Origin of the sequence: Hyphomonas chukchiensis (genome assembly GCF_000682695.1) — a bacterium.
In the GTDB taxonomy this organism is placed as follows: domain Bacteria; phylum Pseudomonadota; class Alphaproteobacteria; order Caulobacterales; family Hyphomonadaceae; genus Hyphomonas; species Hyphomonas chukchiensis.
Window position 1 is genome coordinate 1 of the sequence record NZ_AWFG01000022.1, and the last position, 21,678, is coordinate 21,678.

Annotated in this window: 18 protein-coding genes; 10 read left to right on the top strand and 8 right to left on the bottom strand. The window is 61.4% G+C overall.

All coding sequences use genetic code 11. The features are described 5' to 3' along the window. Window positions 1–12: 12 nt before the first annotated feature. Entirely contained in the window at window positions 13–1,275 is a 1,263-nt protein-coding gene (locus HY30_RS09170) for a SulP family inorganic anion transporter (RefSeq protein WP_034739485.1), read from the bottom strand. A gap of 309 nt (window positions 1,276–1,584) precedes the next feature. Between HY30_RS09170 and HY30_RS09175 the strand changes: the two genes are divergently transcribed. Continuing rightward, on the top strand, window positions 1,585–2,331 hold the full coding sequence (locus HY30_RS09175; protein ID WP_422119996.1) for a DUF4349 domain-containing protein: 747 nt from the start codon (window positions 1,585–1,587) through the stop codon (window positions 2,329–2,331). A 59-nt stretch (window positions 2,332–2,390) separates the two neighbouring features. Here the strand turns inward: HY30_RS09175 and gltB are convergent, their stop codons facing one another. Together gltB and HY30_RS09185 are read right to left on the bottom strand one after the other, a co-directional pair. Beyond that, window positions 2,391–6,932 (bottom strand): glutamate synthase large subunit, encoded by a 4,542-nt coding sequence (gene gltB, locus HY30_RS09180; RefSeq protein WP_034739417.1) that lies wholly within the window; start codon window positions 6,930–6,932, stop codon window positions 2,391–2,393. A 6-nt stretch (window positions 6,933–6,938) separates the two neighbouring features. Continuing rightward, window positions 6,939–8,384 (bottom strand): NAD(P)-dependent oxidoreductase, encoded by a 1,446-nt coding sequence (locus HY30_RS09185; protein ID WP_034739420.1) that lies wholly within the window; start codon window positions 8,382–8,384, stop codon window positions 6,939–6,941. A gap of 254 nt (window positions 8,385–8,638) precedes the next feature. On the opposite strand from HY30_RS09185, the gene HY30_RS09190 reads away from it, so the two are divergent. Together HY30_RS09190 and HY30_RS09195 are read left to right on the top strand one after the other, a co-directional pair. Next, complete coding sequence (locus HY30_RS09190; RefSeq protein ID WP_034739423.1) at window positions 8,639–9,487, top strand: undecaprenyl-diphosphate phosphatase; 849 nt, start codon at window positions 8,639–8,641, stop codon at window positions 9,485–9,487. Between the two features lie 100 nt (window positions 9,488–9,587). Continuing rightward, entirely contained in the window at window positions 9,588–10,148 is a 561-nt protein-coding gene (locus tag HY30_RS09195) for a DUF2383 domain-containing protein (protein ID WP_034739426.1), read from the top strand. Between the two features lie 267 nt (window positions 10,149–10,415). Here HY30_RS09195 and HY30_RS09200 read toward each other — a convergent pair whose 3' ends face one another. Next, the gene (locus HY30_RS09200) at window positions 10,416–11,405 is read right to left on the bottom strand and encodes a complex I NDUFA9 subunit family protein (RefSeq protein ID WP_034739428.1); all 990 of its coding nucleotides are present in this window, start codon (window positions 11,403–11,405) and stop codon (window positions 10,416–10,418) included. A 334-nt stretch (window positions 11,406–11,739) separates the two neighbouring features. On the opposite strand from HY30_RS09200, the gene HY30_RS09205 reads away from it, so the two are divergent. The 5 genes from HY30_RS09205 to HY30_RS09225 are packed head-to-tail and all read left to right on the top strand — an operon-like array spanning window position 11,740 to window position 15,984. Then, a complete protein-coding gene (locus HY30_RS09205) occupies window positions 11,740–12,894 on the top strand; it encodes a 2-hydroxychromene-2-carboxylate isomerase (RefSeq protein ID WP_034739430.1) in 1,155 nt (384 codons plus the stop codon). Window positions 12,895–12,915: 21 nt separating this feature from the next. After that, entirely contained in the window at window positions 12,916–13,386 is a 471-nt protein-coding gene (locus HY30_RS09210) for a DUF1330 domain-containing protein (RefSeq protein ID WP_034739433.1), read from the top strand. Further along, window positions 13,383–14,471: an MBL fold metallo-hydrolase gene (locus tag HY30_RS09215; protein ID WP_034739435.1), complete on the top strand. Its 1,089-nt coding sequence runs from the start codon at window positions 13,383–13,385 to the stop codon at window positions 14,469–14,471. Before HY30_RS09210 ends, HY30_RS09215 begins: the two co-directional genes overlap by 4 nt. After that, entirely contained in the window at window positions 14,468–15,082 is a 615-nt protein-coding gene (locus HY30_RS09220) for a TetR family transcriptional regulator (protein WP_051615230.1), read from the top strand. Before HY30_RS09215 ends, HY30_RS09220 begins: the two co-directional genes overlap by 4 nt. After that, window positions 15,079–15,984, top strand: coding sequence for a formylglycine-generating enzyme family protein (locus tag HY30_RS09225; protein WP_081812160.1), 906 nt, complete (start codon window positions 15,079–15,081; stop codon window positions 15,982–15,984). The genes HY30_RS09220 and HY30_RS09225 overlap by 4 nt, the downstream gene beginning before the upstream one ends. Window positions 15,985–15,988: 4 nt before the next feature. Here HY30_RS09225 and HY30_RS09230 read toward each other — a convergent pair whose 3' ends face one another. Together HY30_RS09230 and HY30_RS09235 are read right to left on the bottom strand one after the other, a co-directional pair. Then, entirely contained in the window at window positions 15,989–17,653 is a 1,665-nt protein-coding gene (locus HY30_RS09230; protein ID WP_034739437.1) for a sulfatase, read from the bottom strand. A gap of 12 nt (window positions 17,654–17,665) precedes the next feature. Beyond that, a complete protein-coding gene (locus HY30_RS09235; protein ID WP_034739439.1) occupies window positions 17,666–18,652 on the bottom strand; it encodes a haloalkane dehalogenase in 987 nt (328 codons plus the stop codon). 163 nt (window positions 18,653–18,815) lie between these two features. Here HY30_RS09235 and HY30_RS09240 point away from each other — a divergent pair, with 163 nt between their 5' ends. Then, a complete protein-coding gene (locus HY30_RS09240) occupies window positions 18,816–19,199 on the top strand; it encodes a DUF4345 family protein (RefSeq protein WP_034739441.1) in 384 nt (127 codons plus the stop codon). Here the strand turns inward: HY30_RS09240 and HY30_RS09245 are convergent. Both HY30_RS09245 and HY30_RS09250 read right to left on the bottom strand, forming a co-directional pair. Next, window positions 19,196–20,683: a glycerol-3-phosphate dehydrogenase gene (locus HY30_RS09245; protein ID WP_034739443.1), complete on the bottom strand. Its 1,488-nt coding sequence runs from the start codon at window positions 20,681–20,683 to the stop codon at window positions 19,196–19,198. The two genes, HY30_RS09240 and HY30_RS09245, sit on opposite strands and share 4 nt — an antisense overlap. Before the next feature lie 9 nt (window positions 20,684–20,692). Further along, entirely contained in the window at window positions 20,693–21,322 is a 630-nt protein-coding gene (locus tag HY30_RS09250; protein ID WP_034739445.1) for a J domain-containing protein, read from the bottom strand. 31 nt (window positions 21,323–21,353) lie between these two features. Here HY30_RS09250 and HY30_RS09255 point away from each other — a divergent pair, with 31 nt between their 5' ends. Next, window positions 21,354–21,626, top strand: coding sequence for a BolA family protein (locus tag HY30_RS09255; RefSeq protein ID WP_034739493.1), 273 nt, complete (start codon window positions 21,354–21,356; stop codon window positions 21,624–21,626). Window positions 21,627–21,678: the final 52 nt, after the last annotated feature.

Consider the following 21,678-nt stretch of genomic DNA (forward strand, 5'->3'; position numbering starts at 1 on the left):
CGTGTATCCGCCCTAACGCTCCGGCGTCTCCCAGTCCGCAGGCGGCACATTCCGGCGCCTGAGCCGCAGTGCCAGTCCCACCGAAACGCCAACACCAATCGCAATCGTCAGGTCCGTCACCACGGTCAGCACCAGCGTCAGCAACAATAGCAACCGGTCCGCCGTCGGCGCGCTGAGATAAGACTTCCACTTGTGCGGCTCGCTCATGTTCCAGGCCGTCAGGATCAACAGCCCCGCCAGGGCCGGCATGGCCAGATAACCGGCCAGCGGCGCCGCCACCATCATGGCGATCAGGATCGTCCCCGCATGCACGATCCCCGCGACCGGAGTCTTGCCCCCGGCGCGCACATTTGTCGCCGTCCGGGCAATCGCGCCTGTCGCGGGAAGTCCGCCAAACAGGGACGAGCCCATATTCGCAAACCCCTGTGCCAGAACTTCTGCATTCGGCCGGTGATGCCCGCCGCTCATCCGGTCCGCCACCATGGCCGAGAGCAGCGATTCAACACCTGCAAGGAAGGCGATCACAAAGGCCGACGGCAACAATTCGCCCATGCGTGCGAGCGAAAAGTCCGGCACGCGAGGCATCGGCAGGAAACGCGGCAAGTCGCCAAAGCGCGACTGGATCGTATCCACCGGCAACAGCATCAGCGCCGCCGCGGCTGACGTGATCGCCACGGCGACGATCAGGCCAGGCGCCTTCGGAGCGAGCCGCCGGAATGCGACGATCATAACCATTGTTGCGAGGCCGATACCGAGCGCCGCAAGCCCCAGCGTTCCCCGTGCCTCCCACAAGGCAGGCACCTTCTCCAGGAAGTCTGCCGGCAACGCTTCCATCGACAGTCCCAGCAGGTCTTTCACCTGGCTTGTCGCAATGATGATCGCAATGCCAATCGTGAAACCGTTCACCACGGCTTCGGGCACATAGCTGATCAGGTTACCCACTTTCAGCAGCCCGGCAGCCACAAGAATGAGGCCTGCCATGAAGGTCGCAATCACCAGTCCGTCATAGCCATGCTGGGCGATCACGCCGAACACGACGACAATAAACGCCCCCGTCGGCCCACCAATCTGGACCCGGCTTCCGCCCAGCAGCGAGATCAGGAATCCGCCGACAATCGCCGTGACAATACCCTTGGCCGGATCAGCGCCCGAGGCGATGGCAATCGCGAGGCTGAGCGGCAGGGCAACCATGGCCACGGTAAAGCCCGCCATCAGGTCCGCCCAGAAGAGCGGCCATGAATAGGTCTGCAGAGTCGTAAGGATTTTCGGTTTCATGGGCAGCAGGATATCAGGTTCATGCACGGGTTATCATGGCTACGCGCATCCGTATCACGCACTGATATCTCACCCGCCTGAAACCGTGCACAATTCCAGCCTCATATTGCCTTTATTCGGGTTTCATGATGCCTGTGACCGATCTGTGGAGGGACAAAGACAATGAAAACACATACAAGTTTGCTAGCTGTCGCAGCCATCGCGCTCGCCGCCTGCGGTGGCCAGGGCAGCGCCGACCGAAGCGCCATGGCGCCGCCACCACCCGCTCCAACAGCCATGATGAGCCAGCAAAACTATGAAGCCGCCCCGATGGAAGAGGCCGCAGGCGGCGGCACCCCGGTCGATGCCGCCGTGCAGCAATATATCGCCTATTCCCACTCGCTCGGCCTGCGCCTGCCGGTCAATGCCATTGAGCCCGTCATGCAGGGCCATATAGCGGCCTGCAACAAGGCCGGGCCTGACAAATGCATCGTGACCAATTCCTACCTGAACGCCTGGTCGGAAGACGAATCCTCCGGCTCGCTGAACCTGCGCGCCACACCGGACTGGATCGAGACTTTCCTCAACGGCGTCGAGGCCGAAGCCGATGCGGCCAAGGGCGAAGTCACCACCCGCCAAACCACGGCGGAAGACCTGACCGTCACCATCATCGATACAAATGCCCGCCTGCATGCCCAGGAAGCCCTGCAGAAGCGGATCGAAGACCTGCTGGAGAACCGCCCCGGTGACCTCGGCGAACTGCTCGACACCGAACGCGAACTCGCTCGCGTGAATGGCGAGATCGACTCCCTGAAATCATCGATGAAAGCGCTGATGCAGCGCGTGAACATGAGCCAGCTCTCGGTCAGCTACGAGACCAAGCGCAACCCGGTTTCCAGCAGCGCCCTCAGCCCGCTTGGGGATGCCTTCGGCGGCTTCTTCTACAATCTGTCCAGCGCGTTGGCCGCCGTGATCACGGCGTTCGCGGTCGGCCTGCCATGGCTGATCCTGATCGGCGTGTTCCTGTGGCTGTGGCTGAAACTGATCTGGCCGCGCATCCGCCGCAAGAAGTCCTGAGCAACGGATCGGGCCTCACCCTGCGCAAGAGCAAAGGATGAGGCCCGGTCGATTTTGCATCAGGCCTTTTCGGCCACTTTCTTCTTCGCCTTGGGCTTGTCCTTTGGCAGCAGGAGATGCGCAATCTCCTTCGGCACGACCATCAGGATCTGCGCCAGCGAAGCTTCCCATTCCGACAGAAGCTCCACGGCCCGCACAGAGCCCGTTCGGTCAGCATGTTCCTGGATCAGGGCATGGCATTGCTCGATATGCTCGGTCGGCATGTCGGCCAGCGGATACCAGTCGATGGAGTCCGGGTTGGCCACGCGCTCGAACCGGTTTTCCGGATCCCAGATAAAGGCCGCACCGCCGGTCATGCCCGCGCCGAAATTGTCGCCCACAGGCCCGAGGATCGCCGCGCGACCACCGGTCATGTATTCACAGCCATTCGCCCCGCAGCCCTCGACAACCGTTTTGGCGCCCGAGTTTCGCACGGCAAATCGTACACCCGCCGTGCCCGCCGCGAACAGCTTGCCCGCCGTCGCGCCGTAGAGGCAGGTATTGCCGACAATCGCATCACCCGAAGCCGAGCGCCGCTCGCGCGGTTTCGGCGCGACAACAATCGTCGCCCCCGAAAGACCCTTGCCGACATAGTCGTTGGAATCGCCGATGACTTCCAGCAGCAGGCCCTGCACGGCGAATGCACCGAGCGACTGACCGGCCGATCCCTCAAGCCGGATATGCAGGCGGCCTTCCGGCAGCGCGCTCATACCGAACTTGCGGGTGATCGCGGAACTCGACCGCGCGCCGATGGCCCGCATCGTGTTCTGGACATTGTATTCCAGCTGCATCTTCTCGCCGCGCTCAAAGAACGGCTCGGCATCACGCAGGATCTGTACGTCGAGCGAATCCGGCACTTCCTCGCGCCGTGTCGGCTGGTAGACAACCGGATGATCGGTATCGACCTGGACGAGCAGCGGGTTGAGATCGAGGTCATCAAGATGCGATGCGCCGCGGCTGACCTGCACGAGCAGGTCCGTCCGGCCAATCGCCTCATCGAGCGATTTGAGGCCCAGCGATGCGAGCACTTCACGTACATCTTCAGCAATGAAGCTCATCAGGTTGACGACCTTTTCCGGCGAGCCGGTAAAGTGCGCGCGAAGGGCCTCATCCTGGACACAGACGCCGACCGGGCATGTGTTCGAATGGCACTGACGCACCATGATACAACCCATCGCCACGAGGCTGGCCGTGCCGATGCCGTATTCCTCAGCCCCAAGCATCGCCGCGATGACAATGTCGCGCCCGGTGCGCAGACCGCCATCGGTCCGCAAGGTGACCTTGTCGCGCAGATTGTTCAGCGACAGGATCTGGTGCGCTTCAGCAAGCCCAAGTTCCCAAGGCAGGCCGGCATATTTGATCGAGGTCTGCGGGCTTGCGCCCGTGCCGCCGACACCGCCCGCAATCAGGATGATGTCAGCCTTCGCCTTGGCCACACCAGCGGCCACCGTGCCAACGCCAGACTGGGCCACAAGCTTTACGGCAACCCGGCAGTCCGGGTTGATCTGTTTCAGGTCGTAGATCAGCTGAGCCAGATCCTCGATCGAATAGATGTCGTGGTGCGGCGGCGGCGAGATCAGCATCACGCCCGGCGTCGCATGGCGCAGCTTGGCGATAAATTCCGTCACCTTGAAGCCCGGCAGCTGTCCGCCCTCACCGGGCTTGGCGCCCTGCGCAATCTTGATCTCGATCTCGCGGCACTGGTTCAGATATTCCGCCGTCACGCCGAAGCGCCCGGAAGCAATCTGTTTCACGGCCGAGTTCATGTTGTCGCCATTCGGCAGAGGCCGATAGCGCGCGCGGTCTTCGCCGCCTTCACCGGAGACCGATTTCGCGCCAATCCGGTTCATGGCAATGTTCAGTGTGCCGTGCGCTTCGGGGCTGAGTGCGCCCAGCGACATGCCGGGCGTGACGAAACGCTTGCGGATCTCGTTGATCGACTGGACCTGCGACAGCGGCACGGCTTCGCCCGCCGCCTTGAAGTCCAGCAAGTCACGCAACTGGATCGGGTCGCGTGCATGAACCGCTTCGACATATTTGCGATAGATCGAATAGTCCCCGCGATTACAGGCGGCCTGAAGCGTGTGGATCAGGTTGCCGTCCAGCGCATGTGGCTCTTCCTTCGCGCGCAGGCGATAGAAGCCGCCAACGGGCAGCGAGATGACATCTTCATCGAACGCGGCTTCATGGCGTGCCAGCGCATTCTCTTCGAGGCCGGCAAGGCCAAGCCCTGAAATGCGGCTGTTCATGCCGGGGAAATAATCCGCGACAAGCGCGCGCGACAGGCCGAGCGCCTCGAAATTATAGCCGCCGCGATAGGATGAAATCACCGAGATGCCCATCTTGGAGATGATCTTCAGAAGACCCGCCTCGATGGCTTCCTTATAGTTCTTGACGCATTCGTTGAGCGACATGTCGTCAAACAGGCCGCGCGCATGACGATCTGCAATGGCGTCCTGCGCGAGATAGGCATTTACGCATGTAGCGCCGACGCCGACGAGCACAGCGAAATAGTGCGTGTCGAGACATTCAGCGGATCGCACAGTGATCGAACAGAACGTACGCAGACCTTGCGCGACAAGGTGCGAGTGCACTGCGCCTGTCGCAAGGATCATCGGGATCGCGATCTTGCTGGCTGACTGATACTGGTCCGTCAGGACGATATGCTCGCGGCCTTCGCGAACGGCTTCTTCAGCCTCGCGGCGGATGCGGCTAAGCGCGTCCTTGAGCGCCGCCCCATCGGAAGAAGCATCTGCTTCGTCAAACGTACAGTCGATCTCGGCCATGCCAACGCCGAGCCGGTCGATCAGGCGTTCATACATGCCCGTGGTCAGAACCGGACTCTCAAGCACGAAAACTTCCTGCTGCGACTTGTCCGTGTCCAGCACGTTGCCGAGGTTCTTGAAACGGGTCTTGAGGCTCATCACCCGCGCTTCACGCAGCGGGTCAACCGGCGGGTTGGTCACCTGGCTGAAATTCTGCCGGAAGAAATGGCTCATCGGCCGGTAGGAGAAGGAGAGAACGGCAGGCGCCGTATCGTCGCCCATCGACCCGAGCGCCTCCTTGGCGGACTCGGCCATAGGGGAGAGGATCAGCTCAAGCGTCTCCAGCGAATAGCCGGCCGCCGTCTGGCGGCGCAGAAGCTCTTCCTTGTTGTACAGTTTCGGCTCCGGGCCCGGCCCGATTTCGGGCTCAAGCTCCGTCACGCTGGAAAGCCATTCTTCATACGGGTTTTGTGCCGCGAGGAAGTCGATCAGCTCACGGTGCTCGTAGAACTTGCCCGTCTTGAGGTCGGCCGCGATCATGCCGCCGGCCGGTATAGACCCGCGACGCGCCACTTCATGGTCACCGAGCGGACACATGCCCGCTTCCGAACCCACAGCGAGAATCCCGTCAGTGGTCAGCGCATAGCGGAGCGGACGAAGGCCGTTGCGATCAAGGCCCGCAATCGCCCAGCGGCCATCGTAGGCCGCAATACCGGCCGGACCATCCCACGGCTCCATCACCGAATTGCAATAGTCATAAAGGGCGCGGTGCGCCGTCGGCATCACCGAGTCCCGCTTCGACCAGGCTTCCGGAATCAGCATGGCCTTGGCCATCGGCGCAGCGCGGCCGGACTTGCAGAGCAGTTCGAACACGGAATCCAGCGCGCCGGAATCAGACGAGCCATCCGGGATCACAGGCTTCACGTCGTCGACATAGTCGCCGAAATCTTCCGAGACCATGCGGATCTCGTGGCTCTTCATCCAGTTCTTGTTGCCGCGCAGCGTATTGATCTCGCCATTGTGCGCGATCATGCGGAACGGCTGGGCGAGCGCCCATTGCGGGAATGTATTGGTCGAATAGCGCTGGTGATAGATCGCGAAGTTCGAAACGAAGCGCGGGTCGCGCAGGTCAAGATAGAAATTGTCGATGTCCTGCGCCAGGAACATGCCCTTGTAGATCAGCGAGGCATGGCTGAGCGAGCAGACATAGAAGCCGGGAATGGCCATTTCGCGCGCGCGGCGCTCGATGCGACGGCGGCAGATATAGAGCGCACGCTCAAGATCTTCCGGCGTGCGGCCCTGCGCATCGCGGAACATGATCTGTTCGATGGCGGGGCGCGTGTCCTTGGCCTTCTGGCCGATAACGGACACATCGACCGGAGGCTGTCGCCAGCCATAGATATAGAAACCGAAATGGAGCACTTCGGTTTCGACGATTGTGCGCGCGGCCTCCTGCGCCGCAAAGTCCGTGCGCGGCAGGAAAATCTGGCCGACGCATATCGGGTCATCCGTCGGCGTGTGGCCGGTGCGGGTCACATGCTCGCGGAAAAAGTCCTGCGGCACGGCCACGCGGATGCCTGCCCCATCGCCCGTCTTGCCGTCAGCGTCCACAGCGCCCCGGTGCCAGACGTTCTTGAGCGCCATGATGCCCATTTCGACGATCTCGCGGCGCGGCTTGCCGTCCAGCGCGGCCACAAGGCCGACGCCGCAGGCATCATGCTCATCCGCCGGATCATAGGCGTGTCCGTCGATCAGTTTCTGGCGGTTCGCTTCGTACTGTTTCACATAATCTGACATGTCGTCTTACTCCGCCGCCACTTTTGCGGCCTTATCGGCCGCCTTCATTGCCTTGTGCATTGCCTCGGCTGCATCGCGTCCATCCTTGATGGCCCAGACGACGAGCGACGCACCGCGAACGATATCGCCCGCCGCATAGACGCCCGAGAGGCTCGTCTCCATGGTCGCATAATCGACGCGAACAGCGCCCCAGCGATTCACAGTGAGCGCAGGCTCGCCGAAAAGAACGGGCAGGTCTTCGGGGTCAAAGCCCAGCGCCTTGATCACCATGTCGGCTTTCACGTCCATCGTCTCACCGGTCTTGACCGGGCTCTGACGGCCGGACGCATCCGCCTCGCCAAGCTTCATCTTTGCGGCGCGCACGGCTTTCACCTTGCCGGCCTTGGTGTCGAGAATGGCTTCGGGCGACGCCAGCCACTCGAATACAACGCCCTCTTCTTCGGCATTGGCCACTTCACGCTGGCTGCCCGGCATGTTGGCCCGGTCGCGACGATAGAGGCACGTCACCGACTTGGCGCCCTGCCGGATCGCCGTACGCACACAGTCCATCGCCGTGTCGCCGCCGCCGATCACGACAACGCGCTTGCCATCAGCGTTCAACGTGCCGTCATCAAATTCTTCGACCGCGTCGCCGAAGCTCTTGCGGTTGGAAGCCGTCAGATAGTCCAGCGCCGCATAGACGCCGCTGGCGCCAACGCCCGGGCATTTCAGATCCTTGGCCTGGTAGACGCCCGTCGCAATCAGAAGCGTGTCATGGGTCTTGCGCAATTCCTGAAGCGTCACGTCCTGGCCGACGCGCGTGTTGAACTTGAACGCAATGCCGCTGTCTTCCAGATGCTTGATCCGGCGCGCAACGACGGGCTTCTCGAGCTTGAAGCCCGGAATACCGTAAACCAGCAGGCCGCCCCCACGATCATAGGCATCATATACAGTGACCTGGTAGCCCTTGCGGCGCAGCTGTTCCGCCGCCGCGAGGCCGCCCGGTCCTGCGCCGATGATACCGGCCGATTGCGCCCGCTCACGCGGCGGCACAATGGGCTTCACCCAGCCTTTTTCCCAGGCCGTGTCGGTGATGAATTTTTCCACTGACCCGATCGTCACGGTGCCATGGCCTGATTGCTCAATCGTGCAGATGCCTTCGCAAAGACGATCCTGCGGACAGATGCGGCCGCATATTTCCGGCATGTTATTGGTCGCCGAAGACACTTCCCAGGCTTCTTCGAGGCGCCCTTCGGCTGACAATTTGAGCCAGTCGGGAATATTATTGGAGAGCGGGCAACCCTGCTGGCAGAAAGGCACACCGCATTGCGAACACCGCGCCGCCTGCGCGCCAGCTGCCTTGAGGCTGAACTCCGCATAGATCTCGTCGAAGTCCGTCGCGCGCGCATCAGCGGCGCGCTTGGCCGGCATGGACCGCTCGACTTTTGTAAACTGCAGCATCTTCTCGGCCATGCAGACCTCCCACTAATCCATTTGGCCATCTACAATGACGAGGAGGTACACGACAAGCAGGAATTCCATTATTGAATATCATTATGATACTTTATGGACGATTTGCAATTCAATGCTGATGGTTTTCTCAGCCTATCCCCATCATTATATGTCGATATGATATGTCTATCAAAAGGGTGCCGATCTTGAAAAACTGCGCTAGATGAGGAACGCCATGCTGGCCGGTCGGGGCCGCACCATGTGAAGAGGCCGCCATGTCCCTGCTCCAGCTCATCATTATCGCGACGCTCCAAGGCTTCACGGAATGGCTGCCGATCTCCTCTTCAGCGCATGTTCTGTTGGCGTCAGGCTATTTCGGCCTCGAAGGCCATGACGAGCTGTTGATCAATGCCGTCTCCAATCTCGGCACGCTCGCCGCCATGCTTCTCTATTTCCGCAAGGATGTCGCCAGCGCCATCGTGGGCGGCTTCGAACTGGTCGCAGCGCCCGTCACGCGCCAGCCCCTTTCAAAAGGTGCCCATCTTGCCCTCTGTATCATCGTGGCCACTCCCGTCGCGCTGGCCGTCGCCGCCGGATACGAAAAGCTGCTTCCTGAAGACCTGCAGGCAACCCTGCGCGGCCCGGCGACTGTCGCCGGTGCCACCATTGTCTTCGGTGCCCTGCTCTGGTGGGCCGATGCGAAAGGCGGACGTGAGCGCAAGGAAGAGGACATGACCCTCCTTCACGCCTTCCTTATCGGCGCAACGCAGGCCATCGCCGCCATCATCCCCGGCACCAGTCGCTCCGGTATCACCATGACAGCCGCCCGCGCGCTCGGCTATGAGCGCTCAGAGGCGGCGCGCTTTGCCATGCTTATCGGTGCGCCCATTCTCGCGGCTGCAGGGCTGTATGGGGCGCTCGGCCTGATGGGGGAGCCTGCTGGCGGTGTTGTCACGCTGCAGGATGGCATGATCGTTGCGGGCGTGGCCTTTATTACCGGGCTTGCCTCGATTGCCGCACTGATGGCCATTCTCCAGCGCATGAGCTTCCTGCCCTTCGTGCTTTACCGCTTCGCACTCGGCATTGCGCTCATCCTCATGTCTCCAACCATCGGTCTGTTCTAGAAAGCACGGCGTTCACATGCGTCGCGACACAGTTGTCGCCGCAACCTTTCCATCTGGCGCGGATTAGTCACCCACCAGACACTTCCGGAAAGGAAACCCTATGAGACTCCATATTTATGCCCTTACAGCCATTGCTGCTCCGCTGGCCCTCGGCGCGTGCGCCAATGCCGGCCTCACCAATTCAGAAAAAGCCATGGCCTCTGAAAGCACAGCTGAAGCGCCGTACCTGAAGACCGAAGTCAACGAGCTTAACAAGCTCACATCCATCTATATCGATGCGGCCGCGCTCTATAAGCAGGCTGCGGATATTCCAGACAAGAACAATGGCATTAAAGAAATGCTGCTTGAGCTTCACGACTATCGCAATGGCGAACGCGAAGTGATCCAGGACCGCGTTATCGCGCTCGGTGGCGACCCGGCAACGATGGGCGAAGCGCTCGGCACCGGCCACCGCACGTTCACGGCCCTTCGCACTGCGGTCGACAACGACTCCGAAGTTGCGATTGAAGAAGTGCTGCGCGGCGAAGAATACATCCGCGACGAACTCGCCAAAACCGCCAAGACGGATCTGACGCCTGAATCGGCTGCCCTGATCAAGAAGCTTCAGGTTTCGGTCAATGCCGAGATCAAGAAACTCGAAGCAAAAGACAAGGCCATCTAGGCTCTATACGTCTTTAATGCCTGAAAAGGGCCGCCCTTGCGTCACGTGCGCCGGGGCGGCCTTTTTGTATTCCGCGCAAGACAACACGCAGCCCAGTGGTGGATCCCCCTGCCGCGTGCCATCCCTCCTGCATCGTGCGTCCCCAGACGCGTGCGGAGACCCTCATGTCGCGCAGCAATACGGCACGCATGACGGCGTCTATCGGGCATTTTGCGGGCATTTTTGTTCGGATTATATTCAGGTTAGAGGCGCTATCGCGCCGCCCGCTCAGGCGTCCGCCGGCTTGCTGAACTCGCCATATGGCCGGAAACGCCAGAGATAGGTCGGCGCAATCGATTCAACCGATTCAAGGTGCGTGAGACCAAGGTCCGCCGCTGTCAGCGCCCCATCCGCCACAACATTATCGCTCTTCAGCAGTTCGACCTGATCGCCTGTAATCAGAGGCTCACCAAGCATGCCCCACGAGAAAGGCGGGATGTAGCGCCAGACAGCCCCGGCAATATAGCCGAGGGGCCGCGCCAGGAAGAAAGGCAGCGAAATCTTGAAACGCCGACGATCCACGAGTTTCAGGATAATGTCGTAAATCTCGTTGAACGTGTAGGCGCGCGGTCCGCCTAGTTCATACGTATTACCGGCCGTGCCGTCAGAATCGACCGCCAGCGCGATCGCTTCGGCCACATCGCCCGCGTAGATGGGCTGAACGCGCGTCTTGCCGCCACCGATGGCAGGCAGGAAGGGCGAAAAACGGGTCATCTGGGCGAACTTGTTCAGGAAGCCGTCTTCAGGCCCGAACACGACGGATGGACGAAGGATCGTTGCTGATGGCAGGGCCTCGCGAACCGCGTCTTCGGCCTCGGCCTTGGTGCGCGCATAGTCTGACTTCGAGTCCGCGTCCGCACCGATCGCGGACACTTGCACAAAAGTCCTGATGCCTTTTTCCGCGGCCACTTCAGCGAGCAGCGCAGCGCCATCGCGCTGGGCGGATTCAAAGCTCTGCGGCCCGCCTTCAAACAGGATGCCGACCAGGTTCACCACAGCGACGGCGCCGTCCAGCGCGCGCTCGATTGAGGCCCTGTTGCGGATATTGGCCTGGCAAAGGTCGATCCAGCCAGGCGCGCCGGCAAGGCGCACATCCTGCGCCGTGTTCATGTGGCGGCAGGCCACCCGGACCCGATAGCCCTTTTCGACTAGCGTCCGCGCCGCATAACGCCCGATAAAGCCCGAGCCACCGAATACCGTCACCAAACCCTTGGTCATGTCACGCTTCTCATCTGCCGGCCGAGCCGGAATTGCCGTTGTCGCCTTTGACCATAGCCGCCCGGTCATGTCCATGCGGCAAGAACTCAATCCGGCGCCTTCGCCATGCTTGCGCACACACTGGGCAATACACCTTTAACAATCGACGAAGGGAGCATCTTCGACCGACGGGTCACGGGGCTTATTATCGCTTGATGTCCAGAAGTTTTAGGCCGACCGTTGCAGGTTCCGGCACATTATGGCAGATAGAGTGCCATAAGATTTGCAAGTGCCGGGCGCAAGGAGCAAACATGTCGATATCGTCCGTAATTCCCGCACATTGCGAGCAGAGCCCATGTCATTGAAAACAGCCTTTGTTTCACGCGTCGCGGAACGGCTTACGGGCGAGGAGCGGCTGCAGAAGAAGCGCGCCGAGGTCGAACGCGACCGACGCGCCCGCAAGCTGCCGCACATCGTCGAATACTTCCATCAGGCCGATGATCCCTATTCACACCTCGCTGCCCAGGTTCTCGGACAGCTTGTGGAGCGATATGACATCGAGCTGCGCCTCAACCGCGTCGGGTCGCCGCCAGACTGGGCCGCACCGGAGCGCGAGCGCCTCGAAGCCTACGCAATCATCGATGCTGAGCGGCTGGCCCGCAAGGCCGGGCTCGAAACCGGCGAGCACGGCCTGCCAACAACGCCGACCGATGTGCGCACCGGGATTGGCGATGCAAGGCGCGAAGCGCTTGGCCACTATCTCGGCGCCATGTTCTACTATGGCGGCGAATGGTATTGGGGCATCGACCGGCTTCACTATCTGGAAGCGCGCCTGACCGAACTCGGCGCCCGCAGGCCCGGCAACGGAACAGGACCGATCTACGCCCCGCCCGTCGTCCCTGCCCATCCCACCGGAAACGTCGCGACGACGTACACACATTTCGACTTCTATCTCTCGTTCCGCAGTCCCTACACCTACATCTCCGCGATGCGGGCCAAGGCCCTCGCTGATGCCTATGGCACAAAGCTGAAACTGCGCTTTGTCCTGCCCATGGTCATGCGCGGCCTGCCGGTTCCCAAGATGAAGAGCCGCTACATCACGCAGGACACGGCCCGCGAAGCGCACCGGCTCGGCATTCCGTTTGGCCGCATCGCAGACCCTGTGGGTCGGCCTGTGGAGCGCGGCTATTCCCTTATCCCATGGGCCCGGGAGCAAGGACTGGGTTTTGAGTTCTGCCACGCCTTTCTCGAAGGCGTCTGGTCACGCGGCATCGATGCGGGCTCCGACAAGGGCATGCAGCAGATCGTCGAAACCGCCGGGCTCGACTGGGCGGCGGCGCAGCAGGTGATCGACAATGATGACTGGCGCGCGGAGGCGGAAGCCAACCGCGCGGAGATGATGGATCTCGGCATCTGGGGCGTCCCGAGCTTCCGTGCAGGCAATATTATTACGTGGGGCCAGGACCGGCTCTGGGTGATCGAAGAAGAATTGAGGCAGCCGGAGAGCTGACCCATCAGGGAGGACTACGCGATGCAGGTTACCAATGAAGTGCTGCCAACGGATCCGGCGCGGATCATGGCCATGATGGAGAAAGGGCCAGATGGTCCGATCTTCATGGTCAACCTGCTCAAGTTCAAGGACAAGGCAGACTATGAGGATGGTCGCGCCACCGACCTGTCCGGTCGCGATGCCTACATGATCTATGGCCGAGCCGTGACGGACCTGCTGCCCAAGTTTGGCGGACGGGGCCTGTTTGCCGGCGACGTGACTTTCCTGGCTCTTGGTCAGGTCGAGGAGCTCTGGGACGAGATTGCCATCGCCATGTATCCTGACCGCGCCAGCATGGTCCGCATGTCCATGTCTGATGAATGGCGGGAGATATCCGTTCATCGCGCGGCAGGCCTGAAGGGCCAGCTCAATATCGAGACCGTCGCCCCGCAGAACGGCACGGACTCTCCTTTCCTCGCCATGATCGCAGCCAGCAAAGGCGGCGCGTCATGAAATGGCTCATACGCATTGGCGCCGGCCTCGTCGGACTGCTCCTCATTGCAATTATCGGATTTCAGGTCTTCAAAACGCAGATCGCCATGGCCGGCTTCAAGCGAGCCGTCGCCGCGAATGTCGGACGCGATGCCAGCGAGACCCTGCCTGACGGCTTGCACGTCTTCGTCTGCGGCGCGGGAACACCCCTGCCGGATCCCAAGCGAGCCGGACCGTGCCTTGCCGTTCTCGCCGGCAATCATGCCTTCGTCTTCGATGCCGGGTCAGGCGGATCGCGTAACCTCAACCGGATGGGCTTCCCGCTCGGAAAGGTTGAGCGGATTTACCTGACCCACCTTCACTCCGACCATATGGACGGCCTCGGCGAATTGCTCATGCAGGCCTGGGTGAATGGCGGACGCGACGAGCCGATGCCTGTGTCGGGCCCACGCGGCGTCGATGAAGTGGTTGATGGCTTCAATGCAGCCTACCGTATCGACGGCACATTCCGCACGGCGCACCATGGCCTGGACATCGCAAACCCCGCCGGGCGAGGCGGCATAGGCGAAACCATTACCCTGCCAGCAGGTCCCGGCTCCAAGGCGGTCGTGTTCGACGAGGATGGCGTCAAGATCACGGCCTTCACCGTCAGTCACGCGCCTGTCGAACCCGCCTTCGGTTACCGTATCGACTATAAGGGCCGCTCCGTGGCCTTTAGCGGCGATACGATCTACAGCCCGAATCTGGTTGGCGCATCCAAAGGCGTCGAGGTGCTTTTCCATGAGGCGCTCGACCCTGAAATGGTGGGGGTGATGCATGAGGCCGCTGTCGCCCACAATGTGCAGGGCATCCCTCAGATCCTCGACGACATCCTGACCTATCACGCCACACCGTCTGACGCGGCGCGTGCCGCCAGCGAAGTCGGCGCCCGCGAGCTGGTCTTCTACCACACGATCCCGCCGCTTCCCTCGCACCTGCTCAACGCGCTCTTCGTGAGGGACGCCAAAAAGCTCTTCAAGGGGAAGATAACCGTCTCCGAGGACGGCATGGTGTTCAGTCTGCCAGTTGACAGCGACACGATCACGCAACACGACGGCTTCAAATGAGCACATCCAAAGTCACCCCCTTCCCGGCGCCGCCATCCGCCGAGGATTCCTCTGACGGTCGCCGGCTCCGCAGCGAGCGCAGCCGTAGCCAGATCATTGACGCCCTGTTCGGCCTCATCCGCGAAGGCGACATGAACCCGAGCGCGGCGCGGGTCGCCGAGCGGGCGGCCGTTGGCCAGCGCACCGTGTTCCGGCACTTTGAGGACATGGACAGCCTGTTCGGCGAAATGGCCGAGCAGATACAGTCGGAAGTCATGCCGATCGTCCTCGCGCCCTATGCCGCGAGCGACTGGCGGGAACGGCTGAGCGAACTCGTCAAGCGGCGGTCGGATGTCTTCGAGCGGATATTTCCCGTCCGGGTGTCGGCCAACCTTCGTCGCTTCCAGTCCCGCTTCCTGATGGATGAATACCGGCGCGGCCTCATGTTCGAGCGCCAGACCCTGAAGGCCATCCTTCCGCCCGAAATTCTTGGCGACGCGGTCCTGCTGGATGCCCTCGATGTCGCCACGGGCTTCCATTCCTGGCGCCGCATGCGACAGGACCAGAATCTCTCGCAGCAAGAGGCGACCCGCGTGATGATGCTCATGGTCGAGCGCCTGATCAAGGAATGATCCGGTGGGGCTCGCTGCTCGTGATCTTCCTCACTGCAGCCTGCGGCGGGGATAAACCCGCCACGACGTCCGAAGTGACTTGCGGGCTCCCGGCACCATCCATCGGCCAATTTGTGGCCATTCCAGGCGGCAGCTTCACAAAGGGGGACAGCCCCGTCTACAGTGAAGAAGCGCCGACCCTTGCCCTTCATGTCGCCCCTTTTGCCCTTCAGGCCCACGAAGTCACCAATGACCAGTTTGCCGCCTTCGTAAGCGCTACAGGCTACGTTACAGACGCCGAAAAAAGCGCGGCCACAGGTGGCCCGGAGGCAGGGTCCGCCGTCTTCGATCTGCCCGAAGGCTCAGCAGCGCGAATCGATCCATGGCGCCTGGTGCCTGGCGCCACATGGAAAACGCCGACAGGTCCCAGCTCCACAATTGATGGCAAGGACGCATGGCCCGTTGTCCATGTCTCCGAACGCGATGCCGCCGCCTATGCCAGCTGGGCCGGCGGCCGTCTGCCAACGGAAGTCGAATGGGAATATGCGGCGACACGCGGCCTGCCAGATCCGGACACGTCAACATCAGGCGCCTATGACGACAATGGTCATCCGGTCGCCAATACCTGGCAGGGAATATTCCCCGTCGCGAATACGCAGGCCGACGGCTTTGCCGGCGCTGCGCCTGTCGGTTGTTTCCCGCCGGACAAGACCGGACTCTATGACATGATCGGTAATGTCTGGGAGTGGACCGACACGCTCTATGCCGCCGGATCCCATACGCTCAAGGGCGGCTCCTATCTCTGCGCCGAGAATTTCTGCCGCCGCTACCGGCCGGCCGCGCGGCAGCCACAGGATACTGATTTCTCATCCATCCATATCGGCTTCCGCATCGCGAAAGACATTCCGCCCACAACTGAATGATCGATCAGTTCGGCCACCAGACATATTCGTCGCCGGGCTCAACCCTGTCCGCCTCGGTCTTGTCGATAGCGATCGGCGTCTCAATCGTATACGGATAAAGCGGCTGCACCGCCCCGGCGAGGTGCTTGTCGAGCAAGCCCTGGAGTTCTGCCAGCTTGTCGGGGCGACTGTCTGCCAGATTGTCCTGCTCGGTCGGGTCCGTGGCCAGATCGAACAGCCAGTTCTTCTCCTGCCGCCCGTCGACCTGCAGCTTCCAGTCACCTGCCCGAACCACATGATAATAGCCACTCTGCCAGAAGAGCGCATCATCCGGATGCGAGATCGTACCGGTCCCGGTGGCGACTGGCAGCATGTCGCGCCCGTCAATCTCCACACCCTCGGGAAGGGCTGCGCCCGCTGCTGCCGCCAGTGTCGGCATGACATCAATATGCGCCACAGGCGTATCGACCTGCGTACCCGCCGCAATCCTCGCAGGCCACTTCAGGAACATCGGCACACGGATGCCGCCTTCAAACAGCGTGATCTTCCAGCCGCGATAGGGCTGGTTGATTTCAGGAAGGCCGATATAGCCAGCCCCGCCATTATCGCTTGAAAACACGATGATCGTATTGTCCGCGAGACCCTCTTCTTCCAGCTTCGCCGTTATCTCGCCAACGCTACGGTCGAGCGCGTGCAACATGGCCGCATAGACGCGCAGCCGCTCGGGCTCGATATCGCCGACGGCCTCATAGTCTGCCTTCGTCGCCTGCAGCGGCGTGTGGACGCCCCAATGCGCGAGATAGAGGAAGAAAGGCCGGTTCTTGTTGGCCTCGATCACTTTGAGGCTTTCGTCTGTCCAGTAATCCGTCAGGTAGCCACCCGGCTCAAACCACTCGCCCATGTTGAACGAGGCCGCAAACTGCATCCGCGCCCAGAGGAATTTGTCGATCGGGTCAAAGTCCAGTTTCGCGTTCACCACATCGGGGTCGTCTTCCGGCAGAAACAGGCCGCTCGCCATCAGGAGGCTTTCGTCAAAGCCCTGCGCATTCGGATTGGACTCCGCGCTCCGGCCAAGGTGCCACTTGCCGATATGGACGGTGTGATAGCCCTTGTCCTTCAGCACTTCGGCAATCGTCACTTCCTTGCCCGGCAGCCCCATTTCCGCAAAGGGCACAGCGTCATCCGCGCCATCGCGATTATAGTCGACCGGCGGCAGCGCGCCGCGATCCATGTCATTTGCAAACATGGAAACAATCTTGCCCATGCCCGGCGGCGTCGGCGTGAACTCGAATCCTGTCCGCGTCGGATAGCGACCCGTCATCAGCATCGCGCGAGACGGCGCGCAGGTGCCATTACCCGCATAGGCTTGCGTGAACAGCGCGCCATCAGCTGCCAGCTTGTCGATGTTCGGTGTCGGCACACGCCCACCCGCGACCCCGCCACCGAACGTACTGAGATCATTGATGCCGAGATCATCCACCAGGATGAAGATGATGTTCGGTGGGCGCTCTGCAGGCGTCTCGCTTGCCACGGTCGGTCCCTGGTCCCAGTCAATCGCCCGGTTCGGCGCCACATCCGTCCGCCCCGTATGTGTCGCCACATAGAGGATGATCGCCTTCTTGTTCAGGAAGGCGGCGCCACCCGCAACCACAACAATTGCCAGTGCGCCGAGAACCAGTTTCTTCCACATATGATCAGCCTCTTAGGACACGTTCATGAATGCGATAATCTCGCGCGCGAACGCGTCCGGTGCGTCTTCCTGCAGGAAATGCCCGCCGCCCTCAACCGTCACATTCTTGACGCCCGGTATCCGCGCTATGAAGGGTGCCTCGCCGCCCTTGGTTACAGGGTCACCATCGCTGAACGCGGTCAACACCGGCTTGCCGCAGGTCTCCAGCACTTTCCAGACCGCATCATTCTTCAGGCGTTCGTCCTTGTGCTGCGGCAGCAAGGGAACGAGCGCCGGAAACTTCCGCGCCCCCGCGATGAAACTGTCATCCGGGAAAGGCGCACAATAGCCATCCAGCACATCCTCATCCGAGATATCCGACAGCAGCCCGAAAACATCGCGCACCGAAAAGCTCGGCGACTCACTCGCGTACTTCACCCAGTAAAGAAACGCGCCCGGCCCGCCATTACGGAACTGTTCGCCCACCATCGCCGCATCCGGCACCGGCACCATGGCGAACATCTGCGCCATTATGGCCGACACGTCATCGGTCAGCATGCTCGTTCCCGGCAGGCCCGTATTGGCAATCACCAACCGGTCGAACCGGTCCACATTATCGCCGAACACGCGCAGGCCAATCAGCCCGCCCCAGTCCTGGCAGACAAGCGTGAGCCCGGTCAGGTCCAGGCCTCTCAGCCACTGGTTCATCCAGCCGACATGAGACGCATAAGTATAGTCGTCCATCGCCGCTGGCTTGTCCGACTTGCCAAAGCCGACAAGGTCCGGCGCGATCACGCGATACCCGGCCGCCGTCAGGAGCGGGATCATCTTGCGATAGAGATAGGACCACGACGGCTCGCCATGCATGCACAGCAATGTCGGCGCGTCGCGCGGCCCCTCATCCAGGTAATGCACGCGCAGTTCAGTGCCATCCTCGGCCGTCACGACATGATAGTGCGCCGCGAAAGCATACTCCTTCAGCCCGTCAAAGCGCGCCTCGGGTGTCCTCAAAACGTCCACCGCCTATCCTCCCTTTTTGCTAGACGTATTCTATTGGCATGATTACTGTCAATAGATTGTCTTGCCGCGGAGTGACGCCTGATGGGGTCTGTACAATTTGCGGTGAGGCGTGTTCTAGTTCGTCAAACGGGCCATTCAGAAGGGCCCGCGCTGGGAGGCAAACATGATTTGGTTGGCACGGGTGGGCGTCACGCTCGCCGGATTATTTTCACTCGCCATGGGCCTGCTCTTCTGGGCGGACCCGATGAAGGCGGGCGCTGTTCTGGGGCTCACAAGCCTTGATCCGCTTGGAACGAACTCGCTGCGCGCAGATCTCGCCGCCTTCTTCCTTGTGAACTTCATCGCCTGTGCGCTCGCGCTCTTCCGCGGCAAGGCACACTGGCTCTATGGCTCGGCGCTTGTCTTCGGCCTCGCCGTGTTCGGTCGATTCATCGGCATTATTGTCGATGGCCCACCTGCCGGCATCGCCCAGCCGGTCGTGATCGAATTGGTGCTTGTTGCGCTTCTCGTCTTCGGTGCCCGCCAGCTCGGCAAGCCGCGCGTCTAGGCGACAGCTTCTTCGGCGAACCAGTTTGCAAGGCCTGCCTGTTCTGCCTCGGTCAGGTGCAGGCGCAGCTTACTGCGTCGCCAGAGGATATCCTCTGCACTCATGGCAAACTCGGCGTCGATCAGATAGCGCACTTCTGCCTCATAGAGGCCGCCGCCGAAATGCCGGCCAAGGCTCGCCATGGTCTTGGCGTCGCCGATGACACGGTCCATCCGCGTGCCATAGGCCCGCGCCAGACGCCGCAGCAAACGCTGCTCCATCCAGGCATGCCGCAAGGAAGCGCCGCGCAGGAAATCCTCGAAACCAGCCTGCGGAATATCGCCGCCCGGCAGGCTCGCCGTTTTGGTCCAAACCTTGCCCATGCCCGGAAAATCAGGACCAAGCTCTTTCAGTGCATGCTCGGCGAGTTCCCGGAACGTCGTGATCTTGCCGCCAAACACGGAGAGGATTGGCGCGCCACCCGCCCGGTCGCAGTTCAGCACATAGTCCCGGGTCACCTTGGACGCGTTTGCCGCATGGTCATCATAAAGCGGCCGCACACCCGAATATGTTGCGACGACATCGCTAGGCTTGATCTCCCGCTTGTAATATTCGCTCGCCCCGGCGCAGAGATAGTCGATCTCGTCCTGGCTGATCTCGACCTTGTCCTTGTTGGCCTCGTAGGGAACATCGGTCGTCCCGATCAGCGTGAACTCGCCCCGCTCATAGGGAATCGCAAACATGATCCGGCCATCGCCGTTCTGGAAGAAATAAGCATGTTCGCCCTCATGCCAGCGCCGCACGATGATGTGGCTGCCCTTTACCAGTCGAAGGTGCGTCTGGTTGGCACCCGGCTCGGCGAGCCCCAGTACGTCGTCCACCCAGCCGCCCGCCGCATTGACCACAGCGCGCGCCATGACCGTCTTAACGCCATCCGGACCTTTAAGTGTCGCCTCCCAATGGTCGGCATGGCGCACGAGGGCCACACAAGCCGTGCGCGTCAGCACGTCAGCGCCGCGCTCCACCGCATCGACGGCGTTCAGAACCACGAGACGCGAATCCTCCACCCAGCAATCGGAATATTCGAACGCCAGCCGGAATTCATCCTTTAGCGGGTCCAGCCGGTGCGTCTTCCTGCGCCGCAAGGTCTTTGTCGGCGGCAGCATTTTCCGCCCACCAAGATGGTCATAGATGAAAAGGCCCAGCCGGATCAGCCAGGCGGGCCGCAAATCCTTGTCATAGGGCAGCACGAATCGCATCGGCCAGATGATGTGCGGCGCGGCCCGCAGCAGGATTTCCCGCTCGATCAGCGCCTTGCGCACCAGCGCGAAATCATACTGTTCAAGATAACGCAGCCCGCCATGAATCAGCTTCGTGCTTGCCGAACTGGTATGCGCTGCAAGGTCGTCTTTCTCGCACAGGACAACGCTCAGGCCGCGCCCGGCCGCGTCGCGCGCAATGCCCACACCGTTGATGCCGCCGCCAATGACCAGGAGATCGTGCACCGCCCCGGCCTAGCCCTTCATCAATCCGCCCGCCTTGAGCAGTTTGCCGGCCCGGATCACCCGTTGCAGCTTGTGCTCAGACGACCGGTCGCCCTTGTTCGAATCCGGGTGGAAACGTCGGATGTATTCGGCGTAGCGCGCGCGGATTTCCGCTGGCTCGGCATTGGCCTCAAGGTCCAGCTCGTTCAGCGCGCGAATTTGCAGGGCCGAACGACGCCCGGAACCACTGCCGCCACCTTCGGCATTCGCCGTATCATCCACATTGAAGAAGCCGCGGCCCGCCCACGTGCGCGGATCATGGCTGGTCTTGGCTTTCTTCCCGGCCATCGGGCCAGTGCCGAATTTCCAGGTCCGCTTGTGGCCAAACCGTTCAGACCGCGCGAACGAGGCCGCTTCGGCTTCCGACATGCCCTCGAAGAAATTGAAGGCGCGGTTATATTCGGTGATGTGCTGCTGGCAGAAGTATACCTTGCCCTTGCCACCCCGCTTGGGCGCCGGGAAGGCGCCCTCGAGTTCGCATTCGGGATGTTCGCACACGCGGGTCTTGCGGGCACGGGCCTTTGACGTCTCCTCGGCCGGAGGCTTCACCCGTATATCGGTGAACTTTACGCGGTAGCTGAATGGGTCTGAATCTGACATAGCGGGCCATAATATGGAGTCGAAGGTAAATATGCCACAACCAAGTGACAGAACATCGCGGATTCGTGACCTTTTGACAGAGGCTTTTGAGCCTTTGCACCTGAAAATCACTGATGACAGCGCCAGACATGCCGGTCATGCGGGCGCTGCACCCGGTGGAGAGACGCATTATAACGTCGAAATCACCTCTGCCGCCTTTGAAGGCCTGTCCCGCGTCCAGATCCAGCGCGCCGTCATGATGGTGCTCCAGACCGAGTTCGATTCGGGGCTGCATGCCCTCTCCTTACAGGCGAAAATGCCATAATTCATCTTTTTTAACACTTCAGGGAACCGCATTTTGAATCAATCGTATTCTT